The sequence below is a fragment of the Methylobacterium sp. Leaf469 genome (assembly GCF_001424745.1).
GTDB lineage: Bacteria > Pseudomonadota > Alphaproteobacteria > Rhizobiales > Beijerinckiaceae > Methylobacterium.
Map to the genome: position 1 here is coordinate 261,654 of NZ_LMRE01000001.1, position 17,933 is coordinate 279,586.

Sequence of the window (17,933 nt, forward strand, 5' to 3'; positions counted from 1 at the left end):
ATCGGGACGCGCGCGACCCGACCTTGCGGCCGAGCTTGATTTCCCGATGCTCCCGGTGTCACGCCCATCCCCGGCGTCTCGTCGGGCGCTCCCGATCCGCGCAGCCGAGGCCGAAGGAGGATCCCGATGGACAGCGCCGGTTCCCTCCCCGACGCGGGTCACGTCCTCCTCGTCGAGGACGATGACGGCATGCGCCTGCTGGTGACCCGCTGCCTGCGCGAGAGCGGCTACCGCGTCACCGGCTGCCGGAGCGGCGCCGAGATGTGGCTGCTGCTGCCGGAGGGGGGCGTCGACCTGATTCTCCTGGACGTGATGCTGCCCGGCGCCTCGGGCCTCGATCTCCTACGCGCGCTGCGCTCCCGCTCCCGGGTGCCGGTGATCATGGTCAGCGCGCGGGGCGAGGAGGCCGACCGCGTCCTGGGCCTGGAACTCGGCGCCGACGACTACATCGCCAAGCCGTTCGGGCGCCCCGAGCTTGTCGCCCGGGTCCGGGCCGTGCTGCGGCGCTCCGTTCTGGCACCGGCTCCCTCTGCCACACGCGCCAGCGAGATCCTCACCTTCGCGGGTTGGCGGCTCGATCTGCGCAGCCGGGCGCTCGTCGATCCGGAGGGCGCCGGCGTCGACCTCTCGGGCGCGGAATACGACCTCCTCTTGGTGTTCCTCGACCATCCCGGGCGCGTCCTCGGCCGCGAGCAGATCCTCGAACTCTCGCGTGCCCGCCTCGGCTCGCCGTCCGACCGCAGCGTCGACACCCTGGTCAGCCGGCTACGGCGAAAGCTCGATCCACCCGAGGGCGGCGTGCCGGTGATCAAGACGGTGCGGGGCTCGGGTTACATGCTGGCGGCGCAGGTCGCGCGCGCATGAGGCGCTGGCGCGTCCTGGCGCGAAGCCTGGAGGTCCGGACGGTCGCCGTCCTGCTCGTGGCCATCCTGGCGGTCCATGGCGGTGCCGTGCTGCTCTACCGCCAGTCGGCCGCGGCGGCGGCGGACGAGGCCTTCGCGAGCCAGACCGCCACGCATCTCGCCCTGGCCCGCGAGGCCGTGATGCGACGGCCGCCCGCCGAGCGGGACGCCGAGGCGAAGGCCCTGTCCAATCTGCATTTCGAGATCGGGTGGTCACAAGCCACCGCGCCGGCCGGGGCGCGGAACGATCCGGCCCTCTTCGCCCTGAGCGAGCGCCTGCGGGCGTTCGACCCGAGCTTCGGCCCCGGCCTCTCCCTGGCGATGGAGGGCGGCGACCCGCTGCACGCGAACGATCTCGCCGGCAGCCTCGTGCTGCCGGACGGAACGACGCTGACCTTCCGGTCCGCCCATGCGCCGAGCCTGGCCCTGCGGAATCCCTGGGCGTTCCTCGCGACCGCCATGGCCATCCTCGTCGGGCTCGCGGCGGTGATCCTGATGCACGGGATCGCCGGTCCGCTTCGCACGCTGACGCGCCTGACCGGGCTGATCGGTCACGGGCAAGTGGTTGCCGTGCCCGAGGCGGGCCCCGACGAAACCCGCGCGATCGCGCGCGCCCTCAACGGCATGCAGGGGAGGATTCAAGGCCTCCTCACCGAGCGGACCCAGGCGCTCGCCGCCGTCTCCCACGACCTGCGCACGCCGATCGGGCGCTTGCGCCTGCGCCTCGACGGCCTCGCCGACGCCGCCGAACGCCGGGCGATGGCGTCCGACCTCGACGACATGCTGGCGATGATCGACTCGACCCTGGCCTATCTGCGCGGCGACGCCGACCCGGAGGCGCGCCGCGTCACCAACGTCGCCAGCCTCCTGATGAGCATCGCCGATGCGGGACAGGATGCCGGGCACGCCGTCCGCTACGACGGGCCGGGCCGCGCCCTCGCGGTCGTCCGCCCGGTCGCGCTGCGGCGGGCTCTGGACAACGTCGTCGACAACGCCGTGCGCTACGGAGGTCGGGCCGATCTTCGTCTCGCCCTGGAGGCCGCGACCCTCGTCCTGTGGGTCGAGGACGAGGGCCCCGGCATCGCGCCCGACGCGGTCGGCCTCGCCTTCGCACCCTTCACCCGCCTGGAGAACTCCCGGAATCGGAACACCGGGGGGACCGGGCTTGGGCTCACCATCGCCCGGCGCGTGATCGAGGGTGAGGCCGGGAGCATCGACCTCGAAAACCGGGCCGGCGGCGGCCTACGGGTTTGCATCCGCCTGCCCCGCCCGGCGGGTTGACCGGGCCGGACTCCTCGGGCGCGGGCATCGCGACGGGATCGCACGGACCGGGTCCGCCACACTTCGTCACGAAGCCGGCATCCGGCAGTCGAACAGCCTCGCTATCTCCATCCTCGACGCGGCCGATGGGGCTGCGAGACACGAGGACAACGGCATGACACGCACCACGCTCAGCTTGCTCTCCCTGGCCATCATGGCCGCGCTCGCCGGCCCGGCCTCCGCCATCGACGGCCACGGCAACGCCGCCAACCCGTCGCAGGCCGTCCCGAACACCGGCAGCGTCTCGGGCGGCCCGGCCCACCGCGACGACCCGCACGTCAGCGAGAACCGCGAGGTGACCCGCGACGGCAAGCCGGTGCATTCCGCCAATGACGGGCACGCCCACGGCCACACCCGCGACAAGAAGTAGGCCACCGGAGCGGCATCTGCGCGGCGAGCCCCGACGCGCCGATGCCTTCGGACTTACGCTCCTGCGAATCGGTGCGGAGCCGCGCTCACTCAGTCTTGGGGGCCGCCCCCGCGCGCGCCTCGGCCGCCATGGTGACCAGGATCTTGCGCAGGCCCCCCATCTCACGGATGGGCGCCGGGAACAGGACCCGTGCGGTCCGGTCTCCCGTCAGCAGGTCCATGCCCTCGGGATCGAGGCCCGTGAGGCGCCAGGGCCCGGGCTCGGCGCCGGTGCCGGCGGCGTAGAGTGCCAGGGCGTCGGCATGGTCGGCGTTCATGTGCTCGACGGCGCCGGCCTCGCCCGCCACCAGGCCCTCGGCGCCCGTGAGGTCGAGGCGCAGTTCGCCCGCCGTCAGCACCGCCGCCTTGGCGAACCCGCCGTTGAGGTGGCCGGCCCTCGGCTCCAGGGCGAAGAATCCGAAATCGGGGAAATCCGCGTAGAGCTTCGCCTTCGGGTGCCGGGCGATGAAACGGGCGCGGGCCCGCGGCTCGGCCGTCTGCGCCACCCGCCCGGTCACCGTGAGGCGCGGATGGGCCAGGGGGTCGCCCTTGCCGCCGGCGCTGAACAGCAGGGAGGCGCGCGGATCGGCCAGCAGGTTGCGGGTGTGGGCCGAGAGCCGCGACAGCAGCATCAGGGGCGTGCCGTCCACGTCGGTGGCGATGGTCACCAGGGAGACGAACGGCGTGCCGTCCTCCGGATCGAGGGTGGCGAGGGCCCCCGATCGGATCGTGCGCAGCAGGTGGCGGGCGAGGCCGATGGCGTCGAACGGCGCCTCCGCGGCCGGCAGCGGCACCGCCGGCCCACGCCGCGCGGGCGTGTTGTCCCCGGTCTTCTCGCCAGCGTCCGCCATGGTCTCGTCCCCGTCTCGGCTCTCGTTCAGACACGCGATGATAGCGGTGGCACGGTCCGGTTTGCGAGGTGGAGAGAGTGCGGCCCGTTGGCCTCAGTCAAGCGCCAATCCAACACGGCTCGCTTTTTCGGAAGGGAGCCTTTACACAGCCTGACTCTCCGCGCGAATGCGGCCTCGCCCCTCGGGGCCCGGCCGCCAGCGCGTTTTTCGCCGGCTCCGGTGTGTTCGGGGTGGGATGCGGGGATGCGGGCGAACCTTCGGCCGCGAGGACCGCATCCGAGCAGTAGGGAACGCGCATGCCCACCATCGCCCTCGTGGACGACGACAGAAACATCCTCACCTCCGTCTCCATCGCGCTGGAGACCGAGGGCTACCGCATCCAGACCTACACGGACGGCGCCTCGGCGCTGGACGGCCTGAAGCATTCCCCGCCCGATCTCGCGATCTTCGACATCAAGATGCCGCGTATGGACGGGATGGAGCTTCTCAGGCGTCTGCGGCAGAAATCCGACCTTCCGGTGATCTTCCTCACCTCGAAGGACGAGGAGATCGACGAATTGTTCGGCCTCAAGATGGGCGCCGACGACTTCATCCATAAGCCGTTCTCGCAGCGCCTCCTCGTCGAGCGCGTGAAAGCGGTGCTGCGCCGCTTCGCCCCGAAGGACGGCCCGGGGGCCGCCGCCCGCGAGGCCGACGCCGCCGCCCGCTCCCTCGAGCGCGGCCTCCTGATGATGGACCCCGAGCGCCACACCTGCACGTGGAAGGGCGAGCCCGTGACCCTGACGGTCACCGAATTCCTCATCCTGCAGGCGCTGGCCCACCGCCCCGGCGTCGTGAAGAGCCGCAACGCCCTCATGGACGCCGCCTACGACGACCAGGTCTACGTCGACGACCGCACCATCGACAGCCACATCAAGCGCCTGCGCAAGAAGTTCAAGGTCACCGACACGAGCTTCGACATGATCGAGACGCTCTACGGCGTCGGCTACCGCTTCAAGGAAGGCTGAGCCCGGGCCGGCACCGGGCGGCCCGCCGCCCCCCTTCCGCAATCCCACCGAACCGGACAGACGTGGCCACCACAGATCAAGCCGAAGACCGTCCCCTCCGTCTGGTGGAGTGGCCCCGCGCCCTGTGGAACGCCATCGGCCAGAGGGCCTCGTCGAGCCTGACGCGACGGATCGTCGTGCTCAACCTCGTCGGGCTCTTCGCCCTCCTGTTCGGCTTCCTCTACCTCAACCAGTTCCGCCAGGGGCTGATCCAGGCGCGGGTGCAGAGCCTGCTGATCCAGGGGGAGATCATCGCCGGCGCCATCGCGGCCTCGGCTTCGGCCTCCGGGGATACGGGCGCGATCCGCATCGACCCCGACAAGCTCTTGGAACTCCAGGCCGGCGAGGCGGAGGAGGCCCCCTCGCCCCTGGCCTTCTCCCTGAACCCGGAGCGCGTGGCCCCGCTCCTGCGCCGCCTCATCACCCCGACGGGCAACCGCGCCAGGGTCTACGACGGCGACGGCGGCCTGCTGTTCGATTCCCGCACCCTGTCGGCAAGAGGTGAGATCGGGCGGGGCGAGATCGGGCGCGGCGAGTCCGTCCTGCGCGAGAGCAAGCGCACCACCCTGGAACAGGCGTTCGACTTCGTTCAGACCCGCATCCTCGGCGGGCAACGCGCGGTGCCGGCCGAGGAGGTCGGCCCCACCAGCGGGCACGGCCTCAAAGAGGTGCAGGTGGCGCTGGGCGGCTCGCGCGGCACCATCGTGCGCCGCAACGAGGTCGGAGAGACCATCGTGTCCGTGGCGGTGCCGATCCAGCGCGGCACGTCTGTGCGCGGCGCCCTGCTGCTCTCGACGCAAGGGGGCGACATCGACCGCGTCATCGCCTCGGAGCGCTTCGGCCTGCTTCAGGTGTTCCTGGTGGCGGCGGCCGTGATGCTGGTCCTGTCGATCCTGCTCGCCGGCGCCATCGCGGGGCCGGTGCGCCGCCTCGCCGACGCCGCCGAGAAGGTGCGCCTCGGCATCAAGTCGCGCGAGGAAATCCCCGACTTCACCGGGCGCACGGACGAGATCGGCCACCTCTCGGGGGCCTTGCGCGACATGACCCAGGCCCTCTACCGGCGCATCGACGCCATCGAGAGCTTCGCGGCCGACGTCTCCCACGAGTTGAAGAACCCCCTGACCTCGCTGCGCAGCGCCGTCGAGACCCTGCCGCTGGCCAAATCCGACGAGTCCAAGGCGCGCCTGCTCCAGATCATCCAGCACGACGTGAAGCGCCTCGACCGGCTGATCTCCGACATCTCCGACGCCTCGCGCCTCGACGCCGAGCTCGCCCGCGCCGAGGCCCGCAAGGTCGACATGCACAAGCTCATGACCACCGTGGTCTCGGTGGCCAACGAGCGCCGACGCCCGAAGGACGCGGTGATCCTGTTCGACGTCGCCGTGCCGCCCGGCGAGGTCGAGGCGCCGTTCGCGATCTTCGGCCACGATTCGCGCCTGGGTCAGGTGGTGAACAACCTGCTCGACAACGCCCGCTCGTTCTCGCCCCCCGACGCCAAGGTGCGGGTGGCCCTGCGCCGGGTCCGGGCCGACGTGGAGCTGGTGGTGGAGGACGAGGGTCCGGGCATCCCCGAGCACGCCCTGGAGCGCATCTTCGAGCGCTTCTACACCGACCGGCCCGAGCAGGGCTTCGGCCAGAATTCGGGCCTCGGTCTCTCGATCTCGCGCCAGATCGTCCAGGCGCACCGGGGCACCATCCGGGCCGAGAACCGTCCCGGCCCGGCGGACGAGGACGGCGAGCCGACGGTGCGCGGCGCCCGCTTCATCGTGCGCCTGCCGGCGGTGCGCTGAGCCGCGCGTTGGACGGAGAGACGATCCACGCCACCGGCCTCGCCCTCCGGGGCGCGGGCGTGATCGTCCGGGGCGCGTCGGGATCGGGCAAATCGACCCTCGCCCTGCTGCTCCTCGACTGGGCGGCCGCCCTCACCCTGCCGGCGGCCCTCATCGGCGACGACCGCATCCGGCTCGCCCGCGACGGCGACACCCTCCTGGCCTGGCCGCATCCGGCGCTCGGCGACGGGATCGAGGTGCGGGGCCTCGGCCTGTGCCGGGCCGTGGCGGTGACGGAGGCCCCGGTCCGCCTCGTGGTCGACCTCGTGGCGCGCCAACCGCGCCTGCCGGAGCCCGCGGCCCCGGCCCGGCTCCTCGGCCTCGCGCTCCCGCGCCTGGTCCTCGACCGGCGGCACCTGCGCTCCGGCCTCGGCCCCCGCCTCGTCCTCGACGCCCTGGCGGAGCTCGGGATCGGAGCCCCCGGGGCGATCCTTCGGATGCCGAGGCCAAGCGAACCGTAGCGCGGGGGCCACCATCGTGGCATGATCATGACGTTCGGGCCTACAAAACGTCGCGATCACCTTGCGCTCGACCTTGCGCTGCACAAGATGGCGGCTCCGCTCACAGGGCGTTGGAATCCGCGTCGATGATTGGAATGGTGCTCGTCACCCACGGGCTGCTCGCGACGGAGTTCAAGGCTGCCCTTGAACACGTGGTCGGGCCGCAGAAGCAGATCGAGACCATCACGATCGGGCCCGAGGACGACATGGAATTGCGGCGGCTCGACATCATGACCGCCGTCGGCCGGGTGAACTCCGGCAAGGGCGTCGTCGTGCTCACGGACATGTTCGGCGGCACGCCCTCGAACCTCGCCCTGTCGTGTATGAACGGCGGTCAGGTCGAGGTGGTGGCGGGCATCAACCTGCCCATGCTGATCAAGCTCGCCAGCGTGCGCGACGCCGAACCCCTCGGCGACGCGGTGCTCCACGCCCAGGAGGCGGGCCGCAAGTACATCAATGTCGCCTCGCGGGTCCTGGCGGGCAAGTAGGCCGAGCACGGGTCGAGGCCGATTCGAACATCGGCTTGCCTTCCTAACGCCTTCACAAGGGCCTACAGGCCATCGTGACGGATCCGGTGCCGGCCAACGGGGCGCGGCGGATCGGGAATGGCGACCAAGCGCATGATCGACGACGAGGATTCCGACGCGGCCCTCCCCCCCGTCCCCGAGGGCGGCCTGCTGCGGGTGCTGCCCATCGTCAATCGGCGCGGCCTGCACGCCCGAGCCTCCGCGAAGTTCGTCCAGACCGTCGAGCGCTACGACGCCGTCGTCACCGTCACCCGCTCGGGCGAGACCGTGGGCGGGCGCTCCATCATGGGCCTGCTCACCCTCGGCGCCGCCCAGGGCACCACCATCGCGGTGGTGGTCTCCGGCCCGGACGCGGATGCCAGCCTCCAGGCCATCACCGACCTCCTGGCGAACAAGTTCGGCGAGGACGAGTAGGCGCCGCCGGCGCTTGGTCCTCACGAGTAGGCGCCTGCGGTGGCTTCCCCCTCACGCCGACCGGTCGAGGCGCCGGCGCCCCGCCATGCCCTCGGCCGCACGCCGCCAGACCACCGCCTGAAGGCCGGCTCCGAGGATCAGGCTGGCGGCGACGACTTGGCCGTCCCGGCGGGTGAGGTCGACGGCGCATTGACGGCGCTCGGCGAACAGGCGCGTCACCACCCGGACCAGGGTCGCCTCGCACGGGTCGCCGATGATCGGCGCCGCCGCATGGGCGGCATCGAGGCCCAAGAATTCCTCCACGGCGTCGCGGATGCGGTGCGGCTCGGCGATGCGCTCCCGCACCGACGCGCCGGCTCCGCCGACAGCGAGGATGTAGTGCGCCGGGATCCGCACGGCCTCCGCCACCGGCCGGAGGGCCGGACCGACGGTCGTCGGACCCGTGGAAGCGAGGTCGAGGCTGGCGCCGCGGCGCAGGGTCTCGAGGCGTTCCACCAACGCGGCGCGGATCGCCCCGGCGAACCGGGGGTCGAGGGCCGGGGCGCCCGCGTGCCCGTGCGGCTGCCAGACGGCGAACCGCCCCTTGCCCCAGACCGGATGCGGCACCGTGAGGGGGATCGCGGCATGGAGCGTACGCCGCGCGCCCTCCCCGGCCGAGACCAGGGCGACCGTCACCGTGCGTCCGTCGGAAAGGTGCCGGGCCGCGGTCAGGAGATAATCGGGATCGGAGAAGACCGGGTCCGCCGCGCCCGTCCGGGTCAGGAGGGCGCGCCAGCCCGCCACGGCCTCGGGCGCGACCTCTCCCGGCCGGCACAGATCGACCTGCCAGGGTCCGGCCTCGGGTGCCATGCCCGCCCCGCCCGTGATCACCGTGAAGCGCCGTTTCACCATCTCGCACCGATCCCACGCGGCGTCCCGTTTCGGGACGAACCGGCACCCCGCAGGGCGCCCTTTGGTCGATCGCTCCAAGATCGATGCCGTGCGGATGTGCCCCGGATCGGGCCGCGGGGCCTCAGCCGCCCGGGATCGCCAGGGGGTTGTCGGTTAGCGCGGTCATGTCGGGCGCGTCGATGCGCGGGCGGCCGAGGAAGGCGTCCCACAGGCCGGTGACGAAGGCCGGGTCGAGGTCGCGCACGATGAGGACGAGGCGCGAGCGCCGGTCGTCGTCGGGCCAGGCGTCGAGGTGCACGGGGGCGTGGACGATGTGCTGCACGCCGTGCACCACCACGGGGTTGTCCGGCGCGTCGGAGAGGGCCACCAGCCCCTTGAGGCGCAGGAGCTTGGGGCCGTGGGCCGAGCGCACGAGGTCGAGGAACATCTCGAACCGGGCGCGCGGCACCGGCACGTCGTGGGTCAGGGTGAAGGCCCGGATCGCCGCGTCGTGCCGGTTCACGTCGTGATGATGATGGCCGTGCCCGTGGTCGTGCGCGTGATCATGGTGGTGGTGCGCCGCCACGGCCTCTACCCCGAGCCACGCGGCCACATCGGCGCTCTTGCCGGCGAGGCCGAAGAAGCCGCCGAGAAGGTCGGCCGGGGCGACGTCGGCGCCGTCGATGGGGGCGGCCGGGTTGAGGGCACGCAGGCGGGCGACGAGGGCGTCGGTGCCTCCCTCCGCCAGGTCCGCCTTGGTCAGCACCAGCCGGTCGGCCACCGCCGCCTGCCGGACGGCCTCCGGGTGCGCGTCGAGGGTCGCGTCGCCGTTGACCGCGTCCACCACCGTGACGACGCCCTGCAGGCGGTACCGGATCACCAGGTAGGGATGGTAGATCAGGGCGTGGAGGATCGGGGCCGGGTCGGCGAGGCCCGTGGTCTCGATGACCACGCGGCGGAACGGCGGGATGCGGCCGTTGTCGCGCTTGCGCAGCAGGTCTTCGAGGGTGGCGATGAGGTCGCCCCGCACGGTGCAGCACAGGCAGCCGGCGCCGAGGAGGATCATGTCCTCGTCCACCGTCTCGATGAGGAGATGGTCGAGGCCGATCTCGCCGAACTCGTTGACGATCACCACGGTGTCGGCGAGCGCGGGATCCCGCAGCATCCGATTGAGCAGGGTGGTCTTGCCGGCCCCGAGGAAGCCCGTGAGAACTGTCAGGGGGATCGGCGCGGGCGCGCGCGGATCGGTGGGCGAGAGGACGGAAGCGGGGGATGCAGTCATGGGGATGGCCTAACCCGGCGCGCGCCGGGGCTCAATCGCCCCGATACCGAGGCTCGACCGCTCCGATGCCGGGGCTTGGCCCCAGCCGTGGGGGAAGCCCCCGGCGTTACTCGTCGTCGCCGGCCTTCGCCGGGCGGGCCGCCTGCTTCGGCTTGACGACCGGCTTGGTCGCTGGCTTGGCGACCGGCTTGATCTCGACCTTCGCCTCGGGCTTGCCCCCCTTCGGCGCCGTCTTTCCGGCGGGGGTGGTCACCTTGAGCTTCGGCGCGCCCTCCAAGACCGGCGTCGACTCGACGGGGGCATAGGCGCTCGCCGTCGACGGGACTGTGGACTTGCCGCGCGCCAGGGCCTTCTTCGACTCGGGCGTCTTGCCGTTGACCTTCTTGGCATCGGGGTGCTTCGGGTCCGATTTCGCTTGCGCCTGACGGGCCTCCTTCGCCGCCTCGCGGCGGGCCGCGAGGGTGTCGAGGCGGGCCTTGCGGGCGGCGGCCTGCGTCTGGGCGCGCTCGGCCTTGTCGGCTTCCGCCTGGGCGTTGAGGACGATGGCGCCCTCGGCCGGATTGCGGCCGATCCACACGGGAATAGGCTGGAGCGGGGCGCGGGCCGGCAGGGCACGGCCCCGCATGGCGCCGTTGTTGAGGGTGGCGAGCGCCAGGGCCGAACCGGGGAGCGCCGCCGCGGCGAGGATCTGGGCGTTGGAGCTGTCGGTGTTGCCCGCGATGGCGCCCGGGCCCTCGTCCACCGGCATGGGCTTCTTCCGGTCGCAGATGTAGGGGCGCAGGTCCGGCGGCTCGGCGATGGCGGAGGTCGGCAGGGCGTCGAGGGTCTGGGCCGTCCAGCCGGCGGACTGGCCGAAGCCGTAATCGAACAGGTCGGAGGCCTTGAGGTCGCGCTCGCGGGCGCTCGGCTGGCCCATGACCACGGTGATGAGGCGGCGCCCGTTGCGGGTGGCGCTCGACACCACGTTGAACCCACCCGCGCAGATGAAGCCGGTCTTCATGCCGTCGGCCCCGGCGTAGCGCCCGAGCAGGCCGTTGTGGTTGGCCATGATCGACTTGCCGAACTGGATCGCCGAGATGGAGAACAGACCGCGATTGTCGGGAAAGTCGCGGATGAGCGCGCGGCCGAGGATCGCCATGTCGCGGGCCGTGGTCCATTGCCGGGCGTCGGGCAGGCCGTTGGGGTTGGTCCACCGGCTCTCGCGCATGCCGATGCGCTGGGCGGTCTCGTTCATCATCGCGGAGAAGCCGTCGATGGAGCCGCCGAGATTCTCGCCGATGGCCCAGGCGACGTCGTTGGCCGACTTCACCATGATGATCTTCAGGGCGTTGTCGAGGGTGAGTTGCGTGCCCGGCCGGAAGCCCATCTTCGAGGGCGGCTCGGCGGCGGCGGCGGGCGAGATGGTGAGGAGCGAATCCAGCGAGACCTTGCCCTGGCGCACGAGGTCGAGGGCGACGTAGACGGTCATCAGCTTGGTGATGGAGGCGGGAAACCACGGGTCGGTGGCACCCTGCGCGTAGATCACCTTGCCGGAATCCACCTCGACGACGAGGATCGGCGCGGTCACCGCGCCGGCGGAACTCGCACCGAGCAGTCCCACGCACGCCGTGAAACCAAAGGCGAGACGCCTCAACAACGGGTTCGACATCGGGCCTGTCTCGGAAAGGTCCAGTCCGGCTCGATGGACATCGAACCCGGCGGACATGTTGGGGGCAACGGCAAAGCTCGGGCGAGGGTCCCCGCCATTCGGATGCCACCAACCCGGCCTCCGTGGCGAGAGCATGGCGAAGGGTTTCGCAGCGCACAGGCCAGCCGCGCTCGCGTGGATGGGCTGGGTGTTTTCCATGAAGCAGGCGCAGCGATCGTGAGGCCGACGGCCGGCCCGTCTTCCCGCGATACGGCATCCGCGCGGTTCGGTGTGGCCTCGCGGGCGCGGCGGGCCTATGTGCAGGGCCTCATTCGGGAACATCGGGCGCGGCGCTTGGCGAGGGGCGCCCCGGAACAGCATGGCTTACGCGGTCAAGGAACTCTTCCACACCCTCCAGGGCGAAGGCGCGCAGGCGGGCCGGGCGGCGGTGTTCTGCCGGTTCACCGGCTGCAACCTGTGGTCCGGCCGCGAGCAGGACCGCGCCGATGCGGCCTGCCGGTTCTGCGACACCGATTTCCTCGGCATGGACGGCGAGGGCGGCGGCCGGTTCGCCACGCCGGACGCCCTCGCGGACGCCATCGCCACGACCTGGACCGGCGGGCCGCACCATCGCTACGTGGTGTTCACGGGCGGCGAGCCCCTGCTCCAGCTCGATCACGCCCTCATCGCGGCGGTGCATGCCCGTGGGTTCGAGATCGCGGTCGAGACCAACGGCACCCTGGCCGCGCCCGAGGGGATCGACTGGATCTGCGTCAGTCCCAAGGCCGGCAATCCCCTGGTGCAGCGCACGGGCCACGAACTCAAGCTCGTCTATCCGCAGGCGGAGGCCGCGGCCGATCCGGCGCATTTCGCGGATCTGCCCTTCCGCCACCATTGGCTCCAGCCCATGGACGGGCCGGCGCGCCGCGCCAACACGCAGGCGGCCGTCGCGTACTGTCGGAGCGACGCGCGCTGGCGGCTCTCGCTCCAGACCCACAAGATCATCGGAATCCCCTAGCGAGCCGTGTAGATTGCGACCCATGAAGATCACCCAAGCCTTCACCTTCGAGGCGGCCCACCGCCTTCCGAACGTGCCCGAGACGCATCGCTGCCACCGCATGCACGGGCATTCCTACCGGGTGGAGCTGACGCTCACCGGCGCCGTCGATCCCGACACCGGCTGGGTGGTGGATTTCTTCGACGTGGAGCACGCCTTCGCCCCCGTGCTGCTGCAGCTCGACCATTACTGCCTCAACGACATCGAAGGCTTGGAGAATCCCACGGCCGAGCACATCGCCGCCTGGATCTGGGGCCGCACCAAGTCGGCCCTGCCGGCCCTGTCCTCGGTGAAGGTCTACGAGACGCCGATGTCCTGGGCGGAATACGAAGGCGAGACCCGGTGAGCCACGACGGCGCCCTGGTCCTGTTCTCGGGCGGCCAGGATTCGGCCACCTGCCTCGCCTGGGCGCTCGACCGGTTCCCCCGCGTCGAGACCCTGGGCTTCGACTACGGCCAGCGCCACCGGATCGAACTCGACGGCCGGGCCGCCCTGCGGGACGGCATGACGGCCCTGAACCGGGGCTGGGCGTCCCGCCTCGGCGACGACCACACCCTCGACCTCGCGGCGCTCGGCGCCGTCTCCGACACGGCGCTCACCCGCGACACCGCGATCGCCCTGGCGGCGGACGGCCTGCCCAACACCTTCGTGCCGGGCCGCAATCTGCTGTTCCTCACCTTCGCGGCGGCTTTGGCCTACCGGCGGGGCCTGCGCCACATCGTCGGCGGCATGTGCGAGACGGATTATTCCGGCTACCCCGATTGCCGCGACGACACGATCAAGGCCCTGCAGGTGGCCCTCAACCTCGGCATGGACCGCCGCTTCGTTCTCCACACACCCCTCATGTGGATCGACAAGGCCGCGACCTGGGCCCTGGCCGAAACCCTCGGCGGCCGGCCCCTGGTCGACCTCGTCGTGGAGGAGAGCCACACCTGCTACCTCGGCGAGCGGGGCGCGCGGCATGATTGGGGCTACGGGTGCGGGACCTGCCCGGCCTGCGACCTGCGGGCGAAGGGGTATCGAGCGTTCGTCGCGGAGCGTGCGTGAGGTTCGCCGGCAGACACGAGGCGACGACGCCTGCCTGCACCTTGTACGCAAGTTGCGTAGGGCATAGGATGTGTCGTGGCGTGTGACGTCGGGATCGTCGTCGATCACGCCAATAGCGACGACCCGATTTTCACGGTCGCGGTGCAGACCCCGCGTGGATCCCTCGACGTCATGGCCGAGGTGACGCTCCTGGGCCGAACTCTTGCTGGCCTGCACATCGGTGGCGATCCGGCGGAGCAATGGGGCGCGGCTGCGCTACGGGACATCGTGCAGGGGGTCATGGAGCAGCTGGATGTCGACGAGATCCACACTGTTGGCGGTGTTCGGAACACGGGTGCAAATCCGGGACGAGCCCCCCGTCCGCGAAGGCTCCGCAGAGCGCCTCAGCCTCAAGCGGCGGCCGGACGCTGACCTAAGCACGGTGGCGGCGGCCCGCGCCCTGATCCGTCGGCATCTCCCGGTGAAGGCCGCTCACGCGGTCATGACCGAACTCTTCGATACGGGCGAGGCCTATGTCGAGGTGCCGAAGGTCGAGAGCCTGAACCACCTGATCTCCGAACTGACGGCTTTGGGCATCGACGCGCGCAGGCATTGGCCGGACCAGATCTCGGTTCGGATCGTGCGGGAATCCTTGCATCTCTCGCAAGCTCAGTTCGCCCTGCGGTTCGGGCTGGAGGAAGCAACGGTCAAGAACTGGGAGCAGGGCAAGTCGAAGCCGAACGCGACGGCCATGACTCTCATCTGGACGATCTATCGCCACCCCGAGGCCGTCGTGGATGCCCTCGCCAGGGGCGGAACCGCGACCGTCGACGCCGCAGCGCCTGCGTTTCGATAGCGCGGAGGAACCGAGGCCGAAGAGGGGCCTAGGCCAAGCGTGGAGGGATGCGACGCATCGAGCCTGGCCGGGGCATCGGCAGCGGCCTCGGCCGTCGAGCCCGAGGGACTGCGTCAGGCCCCCACAACCGCGAGGACAATCTCCCGCCGGTGCGGCCGGTCGCGGTGCTCGATGAGGTAGATGCCCTGCCAGGTGCCCAGCGCGAGGCGGGCGTCCAGCACCGGCACGGCGAGGCTCGCATCCGTCACCAGGGTGCGGATATGGGCCGGCATGTCGTCCGGGCCTTCGCTGCCGTGCACGTAGGCGCCGTGGCGCGGGGCGAACCCGTCGAGGGCGGTCATCAGGTCGGTCTGCACGTCCGGGTCGGCGTTCTCCTGGATGGTCAGGGAGGCCGAGGTGTGCCGGCAGAACACCGTCAGCACGCCGTGCGCGACGCCGCTGCGGGCCACGAACGCGGCGACGCGTCCGGTGATGTCGGTGAAGCCGGGGCCCTCCGTCGCCACCACGAGGCGGGCGCTCGCCTGCCGGCTCACCGGGCCCACCCGGAAGCCGTCGAGTTCGCCGATGCGGGCGCCACGGGTCATGAGGGGATCTCCAGGGTGGCGCCCGGGGCGATCTCGCTCGTCCCCCGGGCCAGGATGGTTTCGAGGAGGGCGATGCGATCGGCCTCCGCCGCTGGCTTGTCCCAGCGGATGCGGTGCACGCGGGGGAAGCGGAGCGCGACGCCGGACTTGTGCCGGGTCGAGCGCTGCACGCCCTCGAAGGCGATCTCCAGCACCAGCCCCTCGTCGAGGCCGTACGCGACCTCGCGCACGGGGCCGAAGCGCTTGACCGTGTGGTTGCGGACGTAGCGGTCGAGCTTGGCCAGTTCCGCGTCGGTGAAGCCGTGATAGGCCTTGCCGACGGGCACCAGTTCGAGGCTGCCGTCCTGGCGGGGCCGCCACACGCCGAAGGTGTAGTCCGAGTAGAACGACGAGCGCTTCCCGTGGCCGCGCTGGGCGTACATCATCACGGCGTCGACGAGGTGGGGCTCGCGCTTCCATTTCCACCACGGCCCCTTGGGGCGGCCGGGCAGGTAGGGGCTGTCGCGCAGCTTCAGCATCACGCCCTCGATGGCGTCGGCATCCTCCCCCGCCCCCACGGCGGCCGGGTCGGCGCGCGCTTCGGCAAGATCCTCCCAGGTGGCGAAGGGCACGAGGGGCGAGAGATCGATGCGGGCGTGGTCGAGGGCACCGACGAACGTCTCCAGCCGCGCCCGGCGCTCGGCGAAGGGCAGCGGGCGCAGGTCCGCGCCCTCCGCCGTGAGGAGGTCGTAGGCCCGGACATGGGCGGGGAATTCCTCCAGGAGCTTCGGGGTCACCGCCTTGCGGTTGAGGCGCTGCTGCAGGACGTTGAAGCTCTGGACGCGGGATGCCTTCAGGATCAGCAATTCGCCGTCCAGCGTGCCCGTGAAGGTGATGGCCTGCGCCAGATCCGGGAACGCGCCGGTGATGTCCTCGCCCGTGCGCGAATAGACCCGCGCGACTTGGCTTCCCGCCTCGTCGCGGCCGCCCGAGAGCTGGACGCGGATGCCGTCCCACTTCCACTCGCCCGAGAACGCCGCCGGGTCGAGTTTCTCGAAGTCTGTTTCCGCGTCGATGGGGTGCGACAGCATCGGCGGCCGGAACGGCGCCGGGTTGAGGGTGGTGGGGCGCTCGGCCTTCCCCTCGACCCAGGCGAACAGGCTCAGGTACGGCGGCACCATCCCGTGCCAGACCTCCTCCACCGCGTCGGCCTCGTGGCCGCCGAGCGCCCCTACGGCGGTCTTGGCCAGACGCGCCGAGACGCCGACGCGCAGGGCCCCGGTGATGAGCTTGAGCAGCGCCCAGCGCCCGGTCTCGTCCAGCGCGTCGAGCCACTCGGCGATGCGGGCCGGCAGGTCGGCCTTCTTCACGGTGGCGAGGGTCTCGACCACCTCCGCCAGGGTCGGGATGTGGGGCGGCGGGTTGTTGTGGCCGAGAGGCGGGGGCGCATCCCCACGCCCGGGCGTAAGGGCATCGAGGGAAGCCGTGACGTCAGGCGCCGGCCAGATCAGCGCCGTGGTCTCGGCGAGATCGCCGACGTAGTTGTGCGACAGGGCGAACAGCACCGGATCGACCCGCGCCTCCACCAGCCCGCGGATCATCGCGGGCTTCGCCTCGCGAAAGGTCAGGTTGCCGGTCATGGCCGCGAGGGCGAAGCCGCGCTCGGGATCGGGGGTCCGCGAAAAGTAATCCTGCAGCAGGCGCAGCTTGGCGTTGCGGCGCGGCTCGTAGGCGAGACGGTCGAGGAGTTGGGCGAAGTGGTTCACGCGGCGACCTCCGCGACGCCCGGCTCGGCCTCGCCGTCGTCGCCGTAGCCCAGCAGGTGCAGGGGCTTGGCCTTGATCCCTTGGGTCCCGCACCAATGCACCAGGGCGTCCTCCTGCCCGTGGGTCACCCAGACCTCCCCGGCCCCGGTCTCCCGGATCGTGCGGCAGAGGTCGGGCCAGTCGGAATGGTCGGAGATGCACAGGGGGAGTTCGGCGCCCTTCTGGCGGGCGCGGGCGCGCACCCGCATCCAGCCCGACGCGAAGGAGGCGACGGGATCGGGGAATTTGCGCGACCACACGTCCTGGATCGCGGAGGGCGGGCACAGCACGATGGCGCCGTGGAGCTTGCCCCGCTCGGCCGCGACGACCTTGGGGGTCTCGCCGAGCGGAATCCCCTCCTGCTTGTACAGCTCCGTCAGTTTCTCCATGGCGCCGTGGAGGTAGATCGGCCGGTCGTAGCCGGCCTCCCGCAGCAGGGCCATCACCCGCTGGGCCTTGCCGAGCGCGTAGGCGCCGACGATGTGGGCGCGCTCGGGGAACAGCGCCACGGAATCGAGGAGTTTTTGAACCTCGTCCCGGGTGTCGGGCATGCGGAACACCGGCAGGCCGAAGGTCGCCTCGGTGATGAACACGTCGCACGGCATGACCTCGAAGGGCAGGCAGGTCGGATCGGGCGCGCGCTTGTAGTCGCCCGAGACCACGACGCGCACGCCCCGCGCCTGAATCGCGATCTGGGCCGAGCCGAGGACGTGCCCGGCGGGGGCGAAGCGGACGGTGACGTCGCCGACGCGGATGTCCTCGCCGAGCTTGGCCTCCTGGCGGGTCTCGCAAAAATCCTCGCCGTAGCGCACGGCCATGATCCGCAGGGTCTGGCCCGTGGCGAGCACCTGCCCGTGGCCGGCGCGGGCGTGGTCGGCGTGGCCGTGGGTGATCAGGGCCCGGGGCACGGGCCAGGTCGGATCGACGTGGAAATCGCCGAGGGGGCAGTAGAGCCCCTCGCGGGTCAGGGTGAGGAGATCGCTGGCGCTGAAGGTCATCGGCGCGGCATATAGGGCGCCCGATCCCCGAGCGAAGCGGCCGCCCCCACCC

19 protein-coding genes are annotated in these 17,933 nt (G+C 71.4%); 12 read left to right on the forward strand and 7 right to left on the reverse strand.

All coding sequences use genetic code 11. The features are described from left to right. Positions 1 to 126 precede the first annotated feature (126 nt). The 3 genes from ASG60_RS01165 (at position 127) to ASG60_RS01175 (ending at position 2,592) form a co-directional block, all read left to right on the forward strand. On the forward strand, positions 127 to 864 hold the full coding sequence (locus ASG60_RS01165; RefSeq protein WP_056384026.1) for a response regulator transcription factor: 738 nt from the start codon (positions 127 to 129) through the stop codon (positions 862 to 864). After that, positions 861 to 2,183, forward strand: a complete 1,323-nt coding sequence (locus ASG60_RS01170; RefSeq protein ID WP_056384028.1) for an ATP-binding protein — start codon at positions 861 to 863, stop codon at positions 2,181 to 2,183. The genes ASG60_RS01165 and ASG60_RS01170 overlap by 4 nt, the downstream gene beginning before the upstream one ends. 154 nt (positions 2,184 to 2,337) lie before the next feature. After that, positions 2,338 to 2,592, forward strand: coding sequence for a hypothetical protein (locus ASG60_RS01175; RefSeq protein ID WP_056266110.1), 255 nt, complete (start codon positions 2,338 to 2,340; stop codon positions 2,590 to 2,592). An 85-nt stretch (positions 2,593 to 2,677) separates the two neighbouring features. Here the strand turns inward: ASG60_RS01175 and ASG60_RS01180 are convergent, their stop codons facing one another. Next, positions 2,678 to 3,481, reverse strand: a complete 804-nt coding sequence (locus tag ASG60_RS01180) for a DUF2470 domain-containing protein (RefSeq protein WP_056384031.1) — start codon at positions 3,479 to 3,481, stop codon at positions 2,678 to 2,680. A 296-nt stretch (positions 3,482 to 3,777) separates the two neighbouring features. Between ASG60_RS01180 and ASG60_RS01185 the strand changes: the two genes are divergently transcribed. The 5 genes from ASG60_RS01185 to ASG60_RS01205 all read left to right on the forward strand — a co-directional run bounded on the left by ASG60_RS01185 (position 3,778) and on the right by ASG60_RS01205 (position 7,797). Further along, positions 3,778 to 4,488 carry a response regulator transcription factor gene (locus ASG60_RS01185; RefSeq protein ID WP_056171906.1) on the forward strand — a complete coding sequence of 237 codons (711 nt, stop codon included), beginning with the start codon at positions 3,778 to 3,780 and terminating at the stop codon, positions 4,486 to 4,488. Positions 4,489 to 4,592: 104 nt separating this feature from the next. Next, positions 4,593 to 6,317, forward strand: a complete 1,725-nt coding sequence (locus tag ASG60_RS01190; protein WP_244472878.1) for a sensor histidine kinase — start codon at positions 4,593 to 4,595, stop codon at positions 6,315 to 6,317. A gap of 8 nt (positions 6,318 to 6,325) precedes the next feature. After that, entirely contained in the window at positions 6,326 to 6,817 is a 492-nt protein-coding gene (locus ASG60_RS01195; RefSeq protein WP_156398754.1) for a hypothetical protein, read from the forward strand. 125 nt (positions 6,818 to 6,942) lie between these two features. Then, the gene (locus ASG60_RS01200; protein WP_056087142.1) at positions 6,943 to 7,344 is read left to right on the forward strand and encodes a PTS sugar transporter subunit IIA; all 402 of its coding nucleotides are present in this window, start codon (positions 6,943 to 6,945) and stop codon (positions 7,342 to 7,344) included. 132 nt (positions 7,345 to 7,476) lie between these two features. Further along, a complete protein-coding gene (locus tag ASG60_RS01205) occupies positions 7,477 to 7,797 on the forward strand; it encodes an HPr family phosphocarrier protein (RefSeq protein WP_056172198.1) in 321 nt (106 codons plus the stop codon). 51 nt (positions 7,798 to 7,848) lie between these two features. Here ASG60_RS01205 and ASG60_RS01210 read toward each other — a convergent pair whose 3' ends face one another. The 3 genes from ASG60_RS01210 to ASG60_RS01220 form a co-directional block, all read right to left on the reverse strand. Beyond that, a complete protein-coding gene (locus tag ASG60_RS01210) occupies positions 7,849 to 8,688 on the reverse strand; it encodes a hypothetical protein (RefSeq protein WP_056384033.1) in 840 nt (279 codons plus the stop codon). Between the two features lie 121 nt (positions 8,689 to 8,809). Continuing rightward, positions 8,810 to 9,949 carry a GTP-binding protein gene (locus ASG60_RS01215; protein ID WP_056384035.1) on the reverse strand — a complete coding sequence of 380 codons (1,140 nt, stop codon included), beginning with the start codon at positions 9,947 to 9,949 and terminating at the stop codon, positions 8,810 to 8,812. A gap of 106 nt (positions 9,950 to 10,055) precedes the next feature. Continuing rightward, positions 10,056 to 11,597: a serine hydrolase gene (locus tag ASG60_RS01220; protein ID WP_056302761.1), complete on the reverse strand. Its 1,542-nt coding sequence runs from the start codon at positions 11,595 to 11,597 to the stop codon at positions 10,056 to 10,058. Between the two features lie 358 nt (positions 11,598 to 11,955). Here ASG60_RS01220 and queE point away from each other — a divergent pair, with 358 nt between their 5' ends. The 4 genes from queE to ASG60_RS01240 all read left to right on the forward strand — a co-directional run bounded on the left by queE (position 11,956) and on the right by ASG60_RS01240 (position 14,515). Further along, positions 11,956 to 12,594: a 7-carboxy-7-deazaguanine synthase gene (gene queE / locus ASG60_RS01225; RefSeq protein ID WP_056384037.1), complete on the forward strand. Its 639-nt coding sequence runs from the start codon at positions 11,956 to 11,958 to the stop codon at positions 12,592 to 12,594. A 22-nt stretch (positions 12,595 to 12,616) separates the two neighbouring features. Further along, positions 12,617 to 12,979, forward strand: a complete 363-nt coding sequence (gene queD / locus ASG60_RS01230; RefSeq protein WP_056384038.1) for a 6-carboxytetrahydropterin synthase QueD — start codon at positions 12,617 to 12,619, stop codon at positions 12,977 to 12,979. Beyond that, positions 12,976 to 13,680, forward strand: a complete 705-nt coding sequence (gene queC, locus ASG60_RS01235; RefSeq protein ID WP_082531566.1) for a 7-cyano-7-deazaguanine synthase QueC — start codon at positions 12,976 to 12,978, stop codon at positions 13,678 to 13,680. The genes queD and queC overlap by 4 nt, the downstream gene beginning before the upstream one ends. 292 nt (positions 13,681 to 13,972) lie before the next feature. Then, entirely contained in the window at positions 13,973 to 14,515 is a 543-nt protein-coding gene (locus ASG60_RS01240) for a helix-turn-helix domain-containing protein (RefSeq protein ID WP_156398755.1), read from the forward strand. Positions 14,516 to 14,628: 113 nt separating this feature from the next. Here ASG60_RS01240 and ASG60_RS01245 read toward each other — a convergent pair whose 3' ends face one another. The 3 genes from ASG60_RS01245 to ASG60_RS01255 are packed head-to-tail and all read right to left on the reverse strand — an operon-like array spanning position 14,629 to position 17,881. Further along, entirely contained in the window at positions 14,629 to 15,099 is a 471-nt protein-coding gene (locus ASG60_RS01245) for a secondary thiamine-phosphate synthase enzyme YjbQ (RefSeq protein ID WP_056384044.1), read from the reverse strand. Beyond that, positions 15,096 to 16,844: a cisplatin damage response ATP-dependent DNA ligase gene (locus ASG60_RS01250; protein WP_056384046.1), complete on the reverse strand. Its 1,749-nt coding sequence runs from the start codon at positions 16,842 to 16,844 to the stop codon at positions 15,096 to 15,098. The genes ASG60_RS01245 and ASG60_RS01250 overlap by 4 nt, the downstream gene beginning before the upstream one ends. Next, positions 16,841 to 17,881, reverse strand: coding sequence for a ligase-associated DNA damage response exonuclease (locus ASG60_RS01255; protein WP_056357819.1), 1,041 nt, complete (start codon positions 17,879 to 17,881; stop codon positions 16,841 to 16,843). Before ASG60_RS01255 ends, ASG60_RS01250 begins: the two co-directional genes overlap by 4 nt. Positions 17,882 to 17,933 lie beyond the last annotated feature (52 nt).

Excerpts from the sequence above, each read along its gene's own strand:
- ASG60_RS01165 (WP_056384026.1), top strand. The coding sequence starts at position 127 with ATGGACAGCGCCGGTTCCCTCCCCGACGCGGGTCACGTCCTCCTCGTC.
- ASG60_RS01170 (WP_056384028.1), top strand. The coding sequence starts at position 861 with ATGAGGCGCTGGCGCGTCCTGGCGCGAAGCCTGGAGGTCCGGACGGTC.
- ASG60_RS01175 (WP_056266110.1), top strand. The coding sequence starts at position 2,338 with ATGACACGCACCACGCTCAGCTTGCTCTCCCTGGCCATCATGGCCGCG.
- ASG60_RS01180 (WP_056384031.1), bottom strand. The coding sequence starts at position 3,481 with ATGGCGGACGCTGGCGAGAAGACCGGGGACAACACGCCCGCGCGGCGT.
- ASG60_RS01185 (WP_056171906.1), top strand. The coding sequence starts at position 3,778 with ATGCCCACCATCGCCCTCGTGGACGACGACAGAAACATCCTCACCTCC.
- ASG60_RS01200 (WP_056087142.1), top strand. The coding sequence starts at position 6,943 with ATGATTGGAATGGTGCTCGTCACCCACGGGCTGCTCGCGACGGAGTTC.
- ASG60_RS01205 (WP_056172198.1), top strand. The coding sequence starts at position 7,477 with ATGATCGACGACGAGGATTCCGACGCGGCCCTCCCCCCCGTCCCCGAG.
- ASG60_RS01210 (WP_056384033.1), bottom strand. The coding sequence starts at position 8,688 with ATGGTGAAACGGCGCTTCACGGTGATCACGGGCGGGGCGGGCATGGCA.
- ASG60_RS01215 (WP_056384035.1), bottom strand. The coding sequence starts at position 9,949 with ATGACTGCATCCCCCGCTTCCGTCCTCTCGCCCACCGATCCGCGCGCG.
- ASG60_RS01220 (WP_056302761.1), bottom strand. The coding sequence starts at position 11,597 with ATGTCGAACCCGTTGTTGAGGCGTCTCGCCTTTGGTTTCACGGCGTGC.
- queE (WP_056384037.1), top strand. The coding sequence starts at position 11,956 with ATGGCTTACGCGGTCAAGGAACTCTTCCACACCCTCCAGGGCGAAGGC.
- queD (WP_056384038.1), top strand. The coding sequence starts at position 12,617 with ATGAAGATCACCCAAGCCTTCACCTTCGAGGCGGCCCACCGCCTTCCG.
- ASG60_RS01240 (WP_156398755.1), top strand. The coding sequence starts at position 13,973 with ATGTCGACGAGATCCACACTGTTGGCGGTGTTCGGAACACGGGTGCAA.
- ASG60_RS01245 (WP_056384044.1), bottom strand. The coding sequence starts at position 15,099 with ATGACCCGTGGCGCCCGCATCGGCGAACTCGACGGCTTCCGGGTGGGC.
- ASG60_RS01255 (WP_056357819.1), bottom strand. The coding sequence starts at position 17,881 with ATGACCTTCAGCGCCAGCGATCTCCTCACCCTGACCCGCGAGGGGCTC.